We start from the raw sequence: 15832 nt of genomic DNA on the forward strand, positions 1-15832 counted from the left end.
AAGGCCGGATATAGAGCTGCAACCTACCGTCAACGTCAAAGCCACGGAAGCCTTGCAAACGGGATGCGTTCATATAGCGTTGAATGCGTAAATTTAAATTCCCTGACATCGACGCGACCGGCGGTTGGGTCGCGGCCTTCGGGATCTGGTTCCATATTGTGGCCGGCCTGGTGCACCGGGCGCCGGATATGGCGGTGACGCTGGCAGAGTTTATCGCGCTCACCCTGACGGTGTGCGGCGGCTACAAAATCCTCGATGAGCTGGCGCGCGTCCCCAAACGGCAGCGTGAGGAAGCGGAAAAACAGGCCTATATCGCGGCACATCATGAACAGGCGCCGTCGCCGGCGACCACAGACAAACAGCACGGGGCCGGAGAGGTGCAGAATGCGGATCGCTAACATCGCCTGGCTGGCGCTGCTGTTAACCGGGCTGGCGCACGGCTCCACGATTGATGAGATAGCGGCGCTGCAGAAAAATCCCGGCGTCAATCGGGCGTCATCTGCGTCGTCCGCTCCTGCACCGCAGCCGGCGGCAGCGCCGCGCTGGTTTACGCTCAGCAACGGCGCGCGCGTCAACCTCAATGACTGGAAGGTGGTGCTGTTTATGCAGGGGCATTGCCCGTACTGCCACCAGTTTGATCCGCTGCTGAAATCGCTGTCGGATCGGGTCGGCTTTTCCGTGTTCGCCTACACCTTCGACGGCCAGGGCGATGCCACGTTTCCGGAGGCCATCCCGGCGCCGCCGGAGGTGATGCGCACCTTCTTCCCCGGCCTGCCGGTGGCCTCGCCGACAACGTTTTTGGTGAACGTCAATACGCTGGCGACCTACCCGATGATCCAGGGAGCCAGCGACGAGCGCGGCTTTATGGCGCGTCTGGATACCGTGTTACAGGAAGCGACGTTAAGAGGAGACCATCGTGAATAAATCAGGGCGTCACATCATTACTGTTGAGCAGAGCGCGATGTCTCCCGAACAGCGTGTTGCCAGCGCGCGTGCGGAATACAAGCGCGACAGCGCGCGGCTTATGATTTTTCTTCATCTGACGGTGCTGTTTTTTGTGGCGGCCGTCGCGCTCTGGATGGTCAGCCACTGGTGGTTTGGGCATGCATTTGTCAAAGAGTACGCTGCGGACACTCGTGAGTTTCATATGATGACTATGTGGAACGTACTGATGTACTTCATGCCTGGCATGTTTGCCGCGCTGTCCTCCGGGTGCCTCGCGGTCGCACTGGTCTTTGAGAGTCTGGGGCTGTTTAGCCTTTATACCACCCTGCTGTGGCAAAAGTGCTGCATGTACCGCCAGTCTCGCCTGAACCGGGAGGATGCATGAAATTACGAGCCCTCTTTATCGGCCTGACGCTGGGGCTGGCGACCGCTGCGCCGGCAATCGCTGACATGAACAGCGACATGAACCAGTTTTTTGACAAGCTGGGGTTTGCGTCCAACACCACGGCGCCGGCGGTCTGGCAGGGGCAGGCGGCCGGCTATGCGTCGGGCGGTTCGATTTACGCCCGCACCGGCGTGAAACAAATACAGCTGATCTCGATGTCGCTGCCGGATATCAATGCCGGCTGTGGCGGCATCGATGCGTACCTGGGGGCGTTCAGCTTTATCAACGGCGAGCAGCTGCAGCGCTTCACCAAACAGATCATGTCCAACGCCGCCGGCTACTTCTTCGATCTGGCTTTGCAGACCACCGTGCCGGAGTTGAAAGACGCCAAGGACTTCATCCAGAAAATGGCCAGCGACATCAATGGCATGAACATGAGCAGCTGCCAGGCGGCGCAGGGCATTGTCGGCGGGTTGTTCCCACGCACGCAGGTCTATCAGAAGAAAATCTGCCAGGACATTGCGGGCGAATCCAACATCTTCGCCGACTGGGCCGCGTCACAGCAGGGGTGCACTGTGGGCGGGAAAATGAATTCGGTATTGGATAAGGCCGGGGACAAAGACAAGGAGCGCATCTCCAAGAATATCAACATTATGTGGGATGCGTTATCCAAAAACCGCATGTTCGACGGCAACAAGGAGCTGAAGGAGTTCGTGATGACGCTGACCGGCTCGCTGGTGTTCGGCCCCAACGGGGAAATCACGCCGCTGCCGCCGCGTACCACCGATCAGAGCATCATCAAGGCACTGATGGAGGGGGGGAGCGCCAAAATCTACCACTGTAACGACAGCGAAAAGTGCCTGAAGGTGGTGGCTGATACTGATGTCACCATCAGCAGTGACAAGGCCCTGAAAGGGCAAATCAAGAAGATGCTGCTGAGTATCGAGAACAAGGCGCGCAGCGACGATAAGTTGAGCGACGAGGAAAAAGGGCTGATTTCCAGCACGCATGTGCCGTTGCTGACGTACCTGACCGACCCACAGATGCTCGGCGTGTCCAACGCGATGGTGCACCAACTGGCCGACTACGTGGGGTACGACATCCTGATGCAGTACCTGCAGGAATTGATGGGCGGCGCGCGCGCCATGCTGGCAACCGGGAACTACCCGCAGTCGACTATCGACGTGATTAATGACAATTTCACGCAGGCCGGGCAGCTTATCGCCTCCCTGCAATCGCGCGTTCAGGTGCAGACCGATGCCCTGCTGGTCGTCGAGCAGCAGATGCGTTACATGCGCCAGCAGGTGTCGGCACGCCTGCTGACGCGTTACCAGAACAACTACCAGTTCGGGGAGGCGCAGTAACATGACGGAAATCTATGTCATCGGCGGATCGGAGTGGCTGGCGCAGAACCTTAACGCGGTCGCGGCCTTTATGCAGACGGATACCTGGGACTGGATACGGAATTTTGCGGTGGCCATCAGCGTGCTGGTGCTGGCCGCGCGGTATACCGCCCGCCGCGACCTGATGGATATCCTGGGCTGGGTGTTTGTGCTGGTGTTCTCCTCGGCGTTGCTGACCAAGGCGCAGCCGGTGCAAATCATCGATCTGTCCAATCAGCGTTCGATTCAGCGGGTGGCCAATGTGCCGTTGGGGATTGTGCTGCCGGCGACCATCATCACCCGCATCGGTTACGCCATGGTGCTGAGTTACGAAATGGTGTTCAGCCAGCCGGATGCGGTGACCTACAGCAAAACCGGCATGCTGTTCGGCTCCTCACTGGTGTCCCGAAGCACCGACTTCACCGCCCAGAACCCGGAGCTGGCCAACCTGTTTGCCGACTATGTACAGAACTGTGTGGTGGGCGACATGCTGCTCAATCACAAGTACAGCTTTGAGGAGCTGATGCATTCCGAAGATCCGTATGCGCTGATCTTCCGCCAGCCGAGTCCGCTTCGCGGTGTGTTCAACAAGGACGGCCGTTTCCAGACCTGTGAAGAAGCCGCGATGCCGCTGAAGAACATGCTGGGCCTGGAAGCGAAAACCGGCAGTCCGACCTACAGCTATTATGCGCGGCGCATTCTTGGGGGGCGTCCAGACCGCGATCTGCTGTTCGGGCAGCTGCTGGGGAACAGCTACCAGTATTTTTACCAGAACCAGAAGACGGCCAGCGACATCATCAAGCAGAACATCGTCATGAACGGCCTGCGCAGCGGCATCATGAGCTACTCGGCGCGCAGCGGTGACACAGCAGGCATGCTCAACATCGCCAGCACGTCGGCCATCGAGAAGCAGCGTCTGTCCCAGGCGACGCTCGGGCAGGTGATGATGCGCTCCTTGCCGCTGCTGCAGGTCATCCTGATCGGCATGATGATGGGGATGTTCCCCATTCTGGTGGTGATCGGCATGGTTAACCAGGGCAAGGAAGTGGCCAAAGCCTATGTATTCGGCTGGCTGTGGGTAATGAGCTGGCCCCTGTTGTACGCCATTCTCAACAGCGCGATGGCCTTTTATGCCCAGAAGGCCGGCTCGCCCGTGGTGCTGAGCAATTTGTCCACGGTGAAGCTGAACTACTCGGATCTGGCCAATACCGCCGGCTATATCTCCGGCATGATCCCGTTTATCTCCTGGTATATCGCCAAAGGGCTGGGGCAGGGGCTGATGAGCGTCAGCCACAGCATGACCGGCGCCTACCAGAGTTCGGCGGCATCGGCGGCGATGAGCGTGTCGGATGCCAACTACAGCTTCGAAAACATGCAAACCAGCAACGTGCAGGGTAACACCTGGGATACCAACAGCAGCGTGCGTGCCGGCCAGATGACCGCGCAACTGCCGACCGGCGGTACACAGACCCGCACGGGCGATGGCAGCAGCGTCTGGGATGCGAGCGGCGCGATGTCCAAACTGCCGGTAGATATCGGCGTGACGAAGCAGATTGCGACCGCGCAGCAGGAAATGGCGCGGGAAGCCGAGACCCAGGCACAGACATCCATGCAGGGCTTCAACAGCAATATCAGCAGCGCCTGGACGCAACTGTCGCAGTTTACCGGCCAGCGTGGCAGCAGCGACAGCATGACCAGTGGTGCCGACACGGCGCAAAACAGCCAGTCCAGCATCGCGGCGCACAAAATGGCGAGCGCGGTGGAAAGCTATGCCAACGCCAACAATGTCAGCAAAGAGCAGGCAACGCAGGAGTTGGCGTCGAGAGCCGTTACTGATACCGCGAGCTTTAATACGCGAGCTGGTGTTTCCGCAAGTGGTGGATTGAAAGTGTTGGGGAATGGTGTAACGGCAGAAGGATATATGGGCGTAAGTTACGACAAAAGAGGGAGCGACACAGATTCTCATTCTGCTAGTAGCGGCACGCGTGGCAGTCAGGATGCGCGTCACGACCAGAGCGCCCAGGCCGCTGCTGACTTTAAGGAAGGGATGGACTACCTGACCAGCCAGCGCACCAGTCAGTCCGGCAGTCATACGGATAACAATGCGGACTCGCGCATTGATCAGCTTTCTTCGTCCTTGTCAGGCGCCAAGAGCAGCTACGAACAATACAGTAGTGCACATACCCGCAGCCAGGAGCTGTCACAGCAGGCTTCTCGTACCGAGAGTCTCAGTGGCGATATGCGCGAGAACCTGAGCCAGCAGTTTGCGCAGTACGTGATGGACAAGGCACCAAACGATGCCGGCAACATTTTGACCGGTCAATCGCAGGACGCCGTTGCCGCGCGTCAGTCGCTTGCGCGTGATTTTGTGCGTGAACAGGTGGCGCCGCAGGTGGATGCACAATATCAGTCCAGCAGCGGTACGCTTGGCGCCGGCATGGGGTCTGTTGGTGGCGGAAGCGCCGGCCAGGATATTCAGGCTGACTATAACAATCACCAGAGCGCGATTGAAAAAAGAACAGCACAGGCCGGAATACGTAATGATGTAGGGGCTCAGGTTAATGGTATGGTTGATAATAACCAAACAGCCCAACAAAAAATTCAGACAGATATTCATAGCCAACAGCAAAATGTTGAAGGGCAGAGAAACGAACTGCAGCAAAATCATTCATCAACACGAGCTGCACAAAATTTAAAATATAGTCTTGAAAAAGAGAAGCAGGAAGGTATACCAGGTGCAAGTAGTCAAGATGAAATGATGGCACAGGCACAAGCCATGCAAGATAAATTCAATAAAGAGCGGGGTGCTAAATGATTGTTACTCATAAGATAATAAAAGATGAGGCTGCACAGTTGAAAGAACTGATGGATGAACAACTTGAGATACCATCATTCTTTTCTTGTGTTAAACCTGCAATACTAATGGAAATCTGGATGGTTTTATGCCCACTGGTTAGTTTCTTTTTGGCTGATCAAAGGGATTCTGAATTACTCATTGCAACAGGAATGAGTGCGTTTCTTGGTTTTTTAATATCAGTAAGCATTGTCAATGGACGGAGCTTGTATCTCTCACTACCAGTTCAATTGAGAGAGAGTTCGCAGGTGTTGGAGTTGTTAAGTAAAAAAGTAAAAAGCTACGCGATGGTATTTTTATCACTGGTGCTGATATTATCAGTTTTGGCGGCGAATAGTGCTTTAGGTTCTATGGCATATATCATACCGCTTATTTTCTTCACAGTAATGATGGTGTTCATTTTTAATATGGATATTGGCCGCTATCGTCTTTCAGCATTTACCGCCGCTCTGGAGCTTATCAAATCCCGCAAACAGGGAGGTGAGTAACGGTGGCTAAGATCTCTGCCAAAACGCATACCACCACCCTGCGGCTCGATGACGGTACGTTTGGGCGTCTGCAGCGTATGGTGGCTGAGAACCCCCTCTACAGTCCTTCTCATGTGATGCGCGGTGCCCTGCTGGCTCTCAGTCGATTAACCGACAGTGAACGTGAAGCCTGCATTCTGGCCGTAGCAAAGGGAGGTGTGGATGAGCTTTAACGCCAAGGACATGACGCAGGGCGGGCAGATCGCCTTTATGCGCCTGCGTATGTTCACGCAGATCGGCAACCTGATTTTCTACTGCCTGTTTATCGCCTTCTTCCTGGTGGCGATTTGCACGCTGTTGTGGCGCGTGTCCATCCAGAACCTCACGAACGGCCTGATTTATTGGTGGGTCTGGATGGTGGAAGGCTGGCCGAGCATATCGCCGTCAGAGACCCTCTACCACCTGGATTATTACGGCAAGACGCTGACCTACACCGCCAAACAGGTGTTGCTCGACAGTTACGTCTCCTACTGCGGTCAGCTGATTTGGCGTGAAGGGATCTTTGCCTGCATCGTGGCGGCCGTTGCGTGTGTGACGGGATTCGTGGTCACCGTGTGGATACTTGGCCGTCAGGGCAAGCAACAGAGCGAGGATGAAATAACCGGCGGGCGAACACTCACCGATAACCCTGCGGTGGTGGCCAACATGCTCAAACGCGATGGTATGGCGTCCGATATCATTATTGATGGGCTGCCGCTGCTAAAAAACAGCGAGGTCAAAAACTTCTGCGCCATGGGCAGCGTCGGTACGGGTAAGTCACGGCTGTATCGCAAGCTGATGGACTATGCACGCAAACGCGGTGACATGGTTATCGTCTACGACAAGTCCTGTGATTTTGTCAAAGACTACTACGATCCGCAGCACGATAAAATCCTCAACCCGCAGGATGCACGCTGCGTCGGCTGGGATTTATGGTCGGAATGTCTGACACTGCCGGACTTTGAGAACGTCGCCGATATCCTTATCCCCATGGGCAGCAACGAAGATCCGTTCTGGCAGGGGTCGGCCCGCACCATCTTTGTGGAAGCGGCCTACCGCATGCGCAATGACGAAGACCGCAGCTACGCCAAGTTGCTCAATACGCTGTTGTCCATCGATCTGCCGCGGCTGCGTGCTTATCTGGAGGGCACACCGGCGGCCAACCTGGTGGACGGCAAAATCGAGAAGACCGCCATCTCCATTCGCAGCGTGCTGACCAACTATGCCAAGGCACTGCGTTACATGCAGGGCGTGGAGAAACTGGGGGCACCGTTCACCATCCGTGACTGGATGCGCGGCGTGAAGGACAACGGCAAAAACGGCTGGTTGTTCCTGACCTCCGATTCAGCCAGCCACAAGGCGCTCAAACCGCTGATCTCCATGTGGCTCTCTATCGCCTCACACAGCTTGTTGTCGATGGGCGAGAACCCGGACCGCCGCGTCTGGATTTTTGCCGATGAATTACCCACCCTGCACAAACTGCCGGATCTGGTGTCCATCGTGCCGGAAGCGCGCAAGTTCGGCGGATGCTTTGTGTTGGGATTCCAGACCTACTCTCAGCTTGAAGATATTTATGGCGTCAAGGCGGCGGCCACCCTGTTCGGGGTGCTGCGCACCCGTTTCCTCTTCAGCGTACCGGATCGCGTGGGTGCCGAGTTCGCCGCCGGCGAAGTCGGTGAAAAAGAGTATCGCAAGGCCTCTGAACAGTTTTCCTACGGGGCCGACCCCGTCAGGGACGGGGTGTCCGTCGGTAAGGATTTGGAGCGCATGCAACTGGTGAGCTACAGCGACATCCAGACGCTGCCTGATTTGTGCTGCTATGTGACGCTGCCGGGGCCATACCCGGCCGTCAGGCTGCAGATGGTGTACAAAAAAGTCAGGCAGGTCGCGCACCCCTATGAGCCTCGCAAGATGGATGCCGCTGCCGATGGGCGGCTTGTATCGGCGATCGAAATGCGGGAAGCCGAGACCGGCAATATGGATGCCTTGTTCGCTGCTACCCCTATCCTGCCGGCGGCAAGTGCGAACGAAACTGCTGATGCCCCTGTCGCTACCGTGAGCACAGTGCCGACAGAGAACCCTGCCAGTGACGTGCCTGTCGTGTCAGCTGCTACCACCGCGACAGGGGGGCAGGAGGCGGAACTGAAACAGAAACCGGCGCCCGGTGATGATGATGCAGAACGGGGGGAGCTGCCCCCCGGTATCAGTGGCGACGGCGAAGTGGTGGACATTGCGCAGTATGAAACCTGGCAGGCGCAGCAGCAGGCCATGGGGCAGCAAGCCATGCAGCGCCGGGAAGAGACCAACATCAATATCGACAGGCATCGGCGCGAACTGGCCGAAGTTCATCATGGGGACAGCGAACCGGGAGATGAATTCTGATGATGAGCATTGGCCAGGTTGGCCCTGCCGGTAAAGCCGGCGACTACTACACCCATCAGGACAACTACTACGTGCTGGGGAGCATGGACGAACGCTGGGTGGGGCAGGGGGCGGAAGCCCTGGGCCTGTCTGGCAAGGTGGACGTCAAAGACTTCGTGGCCGTGCTGGAAGGTAAGTTACCGGACGGCAGTGACCTGACCCGCATGGTCGGTGGCGAGAACAAACACCGCCCCGGCTATGACCTGACGTTCTCGGCGCCCAAAAGCGTCTCCATCATGGCGATGCTGGGCGGCGACAAACGCCTTATCGCCGCGCATAACCACGCGGTAGAAGTCGCGGTGCGCGAGGTAGAGAAACTGGCCTCGACCCGCAGCATGACCGAGGGCGTCTCCGAGACCAAACTGACCGGCAACCTGGTGGTGGCATTGTTTAACCACGATACCTCACGCGACCTTGACCCACAGCTGCACACCCATGCGGTGGTGGCCAACGTCACACAACATGACGGCAAGTGGCAGACCCTGTCCTCCGATACGGTCGGCAAGACCGGGTTTATCGAGAATGTGTATGCCAATCAGGTGGCCATTGGACAGATATACCGCCACGTGTTTCGTCAGGATGTCGAGGCCATGGGGTACGAGACCGAAACTACCGGGCCGCATGGCATGTGGGAGTTCAAAAGAACGGAGGCGGTAAGGGAGCCGTTCTCCAAGCGCAGTCACGCCATCGACGCCGCCGCCGGCCCTGATGCGTCACTCAAGTCGCGGGATATGGCTACGCTCGATACCCGCAAGGCCAAGGTCACGCCTGACCAGGCCGAGTTGTTTGTCGCCTGGATGCAGGAAATGAAGGCCACCGGTTTTGATCCCAAATCGTATCAGGCCGAGGCGCAGTCTCGCGCGATGGTGACGCCGTCCCCAACGCCGCTGGAGGCGGGGGGCGACGTGCTTGTCGACCAGGCCGTGGGGCAGGCCATTTCAGCGCTCTCTGACCGGCAGGTCAACTTCACGCACAACCAGGTGGCCAACAAGGCTATCAGCTATCTCTCTGGGGAGCCGGGCATGCTGGACGCGGTACGTGACGGCATCGACCGCGCCATCGAGCGCGAGCAGCTTATCCCGCTCGACAAGGAGAAGGGCGTCTTTACCTCCGATATTCATCTGCTCGATGAGCTGAGCGTGGCGCAGCTGAGCCGCACGCACCTTGACGAGAGTGCGGTGGTGATAGGCGCGCCAAAGTCTGACCCGCGCACCGGCAGCATACCAACCTACAGCGATGCTGTGCAGACGCTTGCGCAGCATGCGCCGGCGATGGCGGTATTGTCGGGCATTGGGGGGGCATCGGTGAACCGTTCCCGCGTGGCGGAAGTGGTGGAGCTGGCACGCGAGCAGGGCCGTGACGCCACCGTGCTGACCGTTGACCGGCAGTCACAGCAGTATCTGCAGCAAAGCGTCCATCTCGATGAAAACCGCGTGGTAACGCGCGCCGCGCTCGGCAGCGAGGCGCTGTTTACGCCGAACAGCACGCTGGTCGTTGATCAGGCGGAAAAACTGACGCTCAAGGAGACCGTGGCGCTGCTGGATGGCGCGGTGCGTAACAACGTCCAGCTGGTGCTGATGGATACCGAAAAGCGCAAGGGGACGGGCAATGCCCTCGCCGTCATGAAGGAGGCCGGTGTACCGCGCTATCAGTTCAGTGGCCGTCAGGCGGCGGTGGCAGAGGTGGTGAGCGAGCCGGACAAGGCCCAGCGCTTCGGTCAGTTGGCCAAAGGTGTGGTGCAGGCATTGGCTGAAGACCGGCCGGCGGTTGCGCAGGTAAACGGCCCGGCCGACCAGCGAATGTTGACGGCCATGATACGTGACGAGCTGAAAGATACCGGGCTGCTGGGACGCGAAGAGACCACCGTTGCGACACTGACACCGGTATGGCTGGACAGCAAAAATCGGGGCGCCATCGATACCTACCGGGAAGGCATGGTGATGGAACGCTGGGATGCGGAGAGCCGGCAGCGCGAGCGGTTCGTTATCGACCGGGTCGGCACGCAAACGCGTAACCTGGTGTTGCGTAACGCCGATGGTGAAAAGCAAACTTTAGCCATCAAAGAGGTGGACAAGGACTGGTCGTTGTTCCGGGCCGGTACGATGGGTGTTGCCGACGGCGAACGCCTGCGGGTGCTGGGTCAGGAAGGACGGGGCAAGGATGCGCTGAAGGCAGGCACGGCGCTGACGGTTGTTCGTGCCGGCGCCGGCGAGCTGCAGGTGCGCGTGGCCGGAGAGCCGGATGCGACGCAGAAGCCGGCGGACCGAGCGCTTGCGGTCGGCAGCGATGTCTTCAGCGCCGTCAAGGTGGCGCCGGCGTATGTGGAAAGCCTCGGCGCATCGGTGAGCAGTACGGCGACGGTCTATGCCGCGGTGAAGAAAAACGAGCTTAACAGCGCCACGCTGAGTGGCATCGCGCGCAGCGGCGGGCACATCACCCTGTATTCAGCGCTCGATGCGCGCAAGACGCAGGAGAAAGTGGCCCAGCATCCGGCGTACCGTCTGGCAGGCGAGCAGGTCAAACAACTTGCCGGTGAGGAGGGGCTTGATGCCGCGATCGCCGGGCAAAAATCATCACTGTTTACTCCGGCGCAGCAGGCCATTCATCTGGCCATTCCGACGCTGGAAGGGGATAGCGTCGCGTTTAGCCAGGCCAAACTGCTCGCCGGTAGTCTCGATTTTGCGGCCGAAGGTGTGTCGATAGATGCTATCCAGAAGGAAATCGAGGCGCAGGTCAAACGTGGGGAGCTGCTCAAAGTCGATGTCGCGCGCGGCGTCGGGGCTGATTTGCTGGTCTCTCGCGGCAGCTTCGAGGCAGAGAAAAGCATTATTCGTCTGATCGCCGACGGCAAAGACAGTATGCCGGCGCTGATGAGTGGATCGGCGAGAAATCAACTGGCATCAAGTCAAAGCTCGCTTACACAGGGGCAAAAAGAGAGTGTTGACCTCATTCTCGGTACGACCGACCGGTTTGTGGCGATCCAGGGCTATTCGGGCGTGGGGAAAACCACCCAGTTCAGAGCCGTTCTGGCCGGGATAAACCAGTTGCCTGAAAGTGAACGGCCCCGCGTGGTCGGGCTGGCGCCAACGCACCGTGCGGTCGGGGAAATGCAAGCGGCCGGCGTCGATGCCCAAACCCTGGCATCGTTCCTGCACGATGAGGGTCTGAAGGTTGCCGGCGGGGAGAAACCTGACTACCGCAACACCCTGTTTGTGGTGGATGAGAGTTCGATGGTGGGCAACAGCGACATGGCTCGCGCCTACGCGTTGATTGCCGAGGGCAACGGCCGCGCGGTGATGAGCGGTGACGAGGCTCAGCTGGAGGCGATTGCGCCGGGCGCTCCGTTCCGGCTGGCGCAGGGGCGCAGTGCCATCGACATGGCTGTCATGAAAGAGATTGTGCGCCAGACTCCCGAGCTGAAGCCGGCGGTGTACAAGATGATTGATAACGATGTACCCGGCGCGCTGGACGTGGTGCGTTCGGTGGCGCCGGCCAATGTCCCTCGACAAGCCAATGCCTGGGTGCCGGCAAAGTCGGTGATGGAACTTGCGGTAGATATTCCAGATATTCATGACGCGATTATCAGTGATTACCTGGGGCGTACCGAGGCAGCCCGTCAGGATACGCTGATTATCACCCACCTCAATGCCGACCGGCACATCATCAATGCTGGCATTCACGGCGAGCGTAAGGCGGCCGGTGAGCTGAAGGGCGAGTCCATCACCTTGCCTATCCTTGAGACCGCCAATATTCGTGACGGTGAGCTGCGCAAGCTGGATACCTGGGCGCGCAACCGGGACGCCGTCGTCCTACTGGATAACACCTACTACCGCATGGCCGACATCGACAGTCAGTCCCGTACCGTCAGTCTGCAGGACAGTGAGGGAAACACCCGGCAGTTTTCCCCGGCCAGTGCGGTGCGCGAAGGTGTCACGCTGTACAACCCGCGCACCATCGAGGTGAGCGTGGGCGACCGCATGCGCTTTTCGAAATCGGACGTCGAGCGCGGGCATGTGGCCAACAGCGCCTGGACAGTCGAGATGATAAAAGGTGACATGGTCACTATTTCCGATGGGCAACAGACCCGTACCGTCAATCCCCGCGAGCAGCAACAAGACCGGCACGTCGATTTGGCCTATGCCATCACCGCCCACGGTGCCCAGGGGGCGAGCGAACGCTTTGCCATCACGCTCGAGGGTGTGGAAGGCGGGCGTGAGCCGCTGGTCAACCGGGCGTCGGCCTATGTGGCGTTGTCGCGCGCCAAGGAGCACGTGCAGGTGTACACCGATAACGAAGCCGGGTGGCTGAAAGCCATCGGCAAGGCGAAGGCGCGCACCACGGCCCATGATGCGGTGCTGGGCATGGCGCCCGGCAGCCAGAAAGCGGCGGCCGACCTTTACGGCAAAGCTGTCTCTTTATCCGACAACGCCCTGGGGCGCGCGGTGCTGCGCGGAAGCCAACTTACCGGCGACACGCTGGCGCACTATGTGTCGCCAGGCAAGAAATACCCGCAGCCCCACGCCATGCTGCCGATGTATGACGCCAACGGCAAAGCGGCCGGCGCCTGGCTGGCGCCACTGGCGGACACACAGGGAAAAAGCGTCGGCGGACTGCCGACGCAGGGCCGGGTGCTCGGCAGTGACAGCGCGCAATTTGTGGCGCTGCAGGGGAGTCGCAACAACGAAACTCGTCTGGCCGGGACGATGCAGGACGGTATCCGGCTGGCGGCGCGCTATCCCGACAGTGGCGTGGTGGTGCGGCTGCAGGGGGACGACGTGCCGTTCAACCCCCAGGCGATGACCGGCGGCAGGGTATGGGTGAATGACGAGATGCTCAAGGCCACTGTACGGGAGAGCGGCGCGTCCGACAGTGCCATCAAATTGCCGGAAAGCCCGGAAGAACGCCTGCAGCGTGAACTGCAGGCGCAGGCCGACAAACTGGGCAGTGAACCGAACGCTCCTGATCCGCAGCGGCTGGCCGGGCTTAATGACGAACAGCTGCGTGCACTGCTTGCGCGCGGCGAACTGCGCGCCGAAGACGTGAAAGACCGTCTGCCGGAGGCGGTCATGCGGGAAGTGACGGGCCAGGATGCTGCCTTGCTGCGCGATGCCGCTGTCCGCCAGGTGGCGCGCGAGCCGGTATCGACCCGCAGCCGGCTGCAGCAGGATGAACAGAATCTGGTGCGGGATACCCATTCTGAGCGGGAACTGAACAAAGAGAAAACCCTGGGCGGCGACTGACGCGCTGCGCTTGTCCAACGCCGCGCGGGACAGGTGACGAGCCCCTGCCCCGCACGGCATTACCAAAAGGAAGAACGGATGAACACAACCCAAAACGTATCAACGACGCAGGGCGTCTTGTTAACCACTGCTGTCTTGCTGTCCGGAGCTACGACGCTCTGGGGATATGTGCAGTGGGACGTGCTGAGCGACCTGCCGCTGTATTGGCGCAATGCGCTCGTCCCGTTGCTGCTGTTGGTCTTCATGGGCATGAAGCACCTGCAGGCGCGGCTGAACAAGGCGGCTCCGCATGAATAAGGCACCGCGACTCCCCGCCCGCGTGTTTGGCGTTGCCGCCTTGGTGTTCAGCGGCTGGCTGCCGGCATCGCCCCTGTTGGCGACGCCGGCGGTACAGGTGGGGTTTTCGCCGGAAGGGACGGCGCAGCAGCTGGTACTGAGCGTTATCGGCGAAGCGCGGCGCGATATTCGCCTGATGGGGTACGCCTTTACTTCGCCGGAGGTGGCGCGGGCGCTGATTGCGGCGCACCGGCGTGGGGTGGCCGTCGGGGTGGTGGTCGATGCGAAGGCCAACCAGAACGGCGCCGGCCGGGCGGCACTGAACCTACTGGCTAACGCCGGCGTGAACGTCAGGACGGTGAACAGCTATAAAATTTTGCACGACAAGGTGATCGTCGTGGATGGCGTGACGACAGAAACGGGAAGCTTTAATTTCAGCCGATCGGCACATCGCGCCAACTCAGAAAATGTGGTGGTGCTGCGCGACATGCCGGAAGTGGCCAAACAGTACCTGGCTCACTGGCAATCCCGTTGGGCGCAGGGCCAGGACTGGCAGTCGACTTACTAAGAAAGGAAATCGGATGGCAATGTTCGATCCGCACAGCGGAAAACTGCGGCAGGTGCGCGAAGTGGTGCGTTTCACCCCGCTGCAGCAGGACGTACTGAAATTTTTGGCGCTGGTGCTGATGGTGTTCGACCACGCCAACCGGGCGCTGGGGCTGCATGAGCCTGTGCTGTTGCTGCTGGGACGGGGGGCATTTCCGCTGTTTGCGCTGCTGTGGGGGTACAACCTGGCGTCGCGGCCTGTCCGGCAGGCGCAGGCGACCCGGCTGTGGATATGGGCCGCGGTTGCCCAGCCGGGCTACTGGCTGGTGATGCGCTATGACGGGCTGCCATTAACTGATCCGAACATCTTGTTCTTGTTTGCGGTGGTAACGCAAGCGCTTGTGCTGGCTTCACGGCCAATAAGCAAAGGCTCGCCTAATCCGTTGTTGGTCGGTGGCGTTCTGCTGTTTTTGTGGGATGTGTATGGTGCTACAGACGGAACTTACGGTACTGCCGGCATTTTGGTGTTGTTGGCCAGTTATGGGTTATGCGTTTCTCTTCCGGGGTATGTAACGGCTGTTTGGCCGGTACGGGGCCTGTCCATCATCTCCTGGCCCCTTAGCGTGTTGATGCTCAACGCCGATCTACCAGTCTCGATGATGCTGGCCAGCCTTGTGTTACCGGCACTGTTGATTATGGGGTCGTTTCCACTGGCTGTTCCTGGTGTCCAGGGCAATCACCGGCGCCTATTGCCGCGAGGATTTTTCTTATACGGCTATGTCGGGCACTTGTTGATGCTGGCGTTGCTCGCCTGGTTGGTTCGTTAAGACGGTAAAAAAATCGGTGATGCAGATCTCAGTATGTAGGCCAATATCCGCCAATATCATTGGTTCTAGATAGAAAAGATCGCTTTGAAGCTGCTAAGCCAAGGTTTTTGTAGTAGTCTCTGCTAAATGATCCTTTTTAGATCCTTGGGGAGGCTGGGATGTCACAAGCCGCAAGCGTAGTAACTTCCTCATCGAGAACAAAACGTTCTTACCGTAAGGGGAGTCCGTTAAGCGCCGCTGAACGGCAACAAATATCTCTGGAACGGAAGAAAGGCACACACAAAGAAGTCCGTGTTTTTGTTAGAGACTCACTCAAGCATCAACTTCAAAGCATGTGTGAGCGAGAAGGTATTACACAGGCCGAAATGATTGAGCGATTGATTGAAATGGAGTCGACAAGACACATTTGAAATGCAACGACATCACATTCTTGATCGTTGTAGCCGTGAG

Annotated in this window: 13 protein-coding genes; all 13 read left to right on the top strand. The window is 58.8% G+C overall.

Annotated elements, in window-relative coordinates:
- The first annotated feature begins 83 nt into the window (after nucleotides 1-83).
- The 13 genes from AC6BYQ_RS27050 (at nucleotide 84) to repA (ending at nucleotide 15792) form a co-directional block, all read left to right on the top strand.
- The gene (locus AC6BYQ_RS27050; protein ID WP_261451916.1) at nucleotides 84-398 is read left to right on the top strand and encodes a type-F conjugative transfer system pilin chaperone TraQ; all 315 of its coding nucleotides are present in this window, start codon (nucleotides 84-86) and stop codon (nucleotides 396-398) included.
- Complete coding sequence (trbB, locus tag AC6BYQ_RS27055) at nucleotides 385-924, top strand: type-F conjugative transfer system pilin assembly thiol-disulfide isomerase TrbB (protein WP_261451939.1); 540 nt, start codon at nucleotides 385-387, stop codon at nucleotides 922-924. The genes AC6BYQ_RS27050 and trbB overlap by 14 nt, the downstream gene beginning before the upstream one ends.
- Nucleotides 917-1330 carry a hypothetical protein gene (locus AC6BYQ_RS27060; protein ID WP_261451941.1) on the top strand — a complete coding sequence of 138 codons (414 nt, stop codon included), beginning with the start codon at nucleotides 917-919 and terminating at the stop codon, nucleotides 1328-1330. Before trbB ends, AC6BYQ_RS27060 begins: the two co-directional genes overlap by 8 nt.
- Nucleotides 1327-2694, top strand: coding sequence for a conjugal transfer pilus assembly protein TraH (gene traH, locus AC6BYQ_RS27065; RefSeq protein ID WP_261451942.1), 1368 nt, complete (start codon nucleotides 1327-1329; stop codon nucleotides 2692-2694). Before AC6BYQ_RS27060 ends, traH begins: the two co-directional genes overlap by 4 nt.
- 1 nt (nucleotide 2695) lies before the next feature.
- Complete coding sequence (gene traG, locus AC6BYQ_RS27070; RefSeq protein WP_309149096.1) at nucleotides 2696-5527, top strand: conjugal transfer mating-pair stabilization protein TraG; 2832 nt, start codon at nucleotides 2696-2698, stop codon at nucleotides 5525-5527.
- Nucleotides 5524-6054, top strand: a complete 531-nt coding sequence (locus AC6BYQ_RS27075) for a hypothetical protein (RefSeq protein WP_261451949.1) — start codon at nucleotides 5524-5526, stop codon at nucleotides 6052-6054. Before traG ends, AC6BYQ_RS27075 begins: the two co-directional genes overlap by 4 nt.
- 2 nt (nucleotides 6055-6056) lie before the next feature.
- Nucleotides 6057-6266: a hypothetical protein gene (locus AC6BYQ_RS27080; RefSeq protein WP_033641525.1), complete on the top strand. Its 210-nt coding sequence runs from the start codon at nucleotides 6057-6059 to the stop codon at nucleotides 6264-6266.
- The gene (gene traD / locus AC6BYQ_RS27085) at nucleotides 6256-8454 is read left to right on the top strand and encodes a type IV conjugative transfer system coupling protein TraD (protein ID WP_261451953.1); all 2199 of its coding nucleotides are present in this window, start codon (nucleotides 6256-6258) and stop codon (nucleotides 8452-8454) included. Before AC6BYQ_RS27080 ends, traD begins: the two co-directional genes overlap by 11 nt.
- Nucleotides 8454-13733, top strand: a complete 5280-nt coding sequence (traI, locus tag AC6BYQ_RS27090; RefSeq protein ID WP_261451956.1) for a conjugative transfer relaxase/helicase TraI — start codon at nucleotides 8454-8456, stop codon at nucleotides 13731-13733. The genes traD and traI overlap by 1 nt, the downstream gene beginning before the upstream one ends.
- A 78-nt stretch (nucleotides 13734-13811) precedes the next feature.
- On the top strand, nucleotides 13812-14030 hold the full coding sequence (locus AC6BYQ_RS27095) for a hypothetical protein (protein ID WP_038883546.1): 219 nt from the start codon (nucleotides 13812-13814) through the stop codon (nucleotides 14028-14030).
- Nucleotides 14023-14577 carry a phospholipase D family nuclease gene (locus tag AC6BYQ_RS27100; RefSeq protein ID WP_038883548.1) on the top strand — a complete coding sequence of 185 codons (555 nt, stop codon included), beginning with the start codon at nucleotides 14023-14025 and terminating at the stop codon, nucleotides 14575-14577. The genes AC6BYQ_RS27095 and AC6BYQ_RS27100 overlap by 8 nt, the downstream gene beginning before the upstream one ends.
- Nucleotides 14578-14590: 13 nt before the next feature.
- Nucleotides 14591-15382 carry a TraX family protein gene (locus tag AC6BYQ_RS27105; RefSeq protein WP_261451967.1) on the top strand — a complete coding sequence of 264 codons (792 nt, stop codon included), beginning with the start codon at nucleotides 14591-14593 and terminating at the stop codon, nucleotides 15380-15382.
- A 158-nt stretch (nucleotides 15383-15540) separates the two neighbouring features.
- On the top strand, nucleotides 15541-15792 hold the full coding sequence (gene repA, locus AC6BYQ_RS27110) for a replication regulatory protein RepA (protein WP_072274589.1): 252 nt from the start codon (nucleotides 15541-15543) through the stop codon (nucleotides 15790-15792).
- The last annotated feature ends 40 nt before the right edge of the window (nucleotides 15793-15832 follow it).

It is taken from the genome of Serratia sp. LTN-2, from assembly GCF_059740205.1.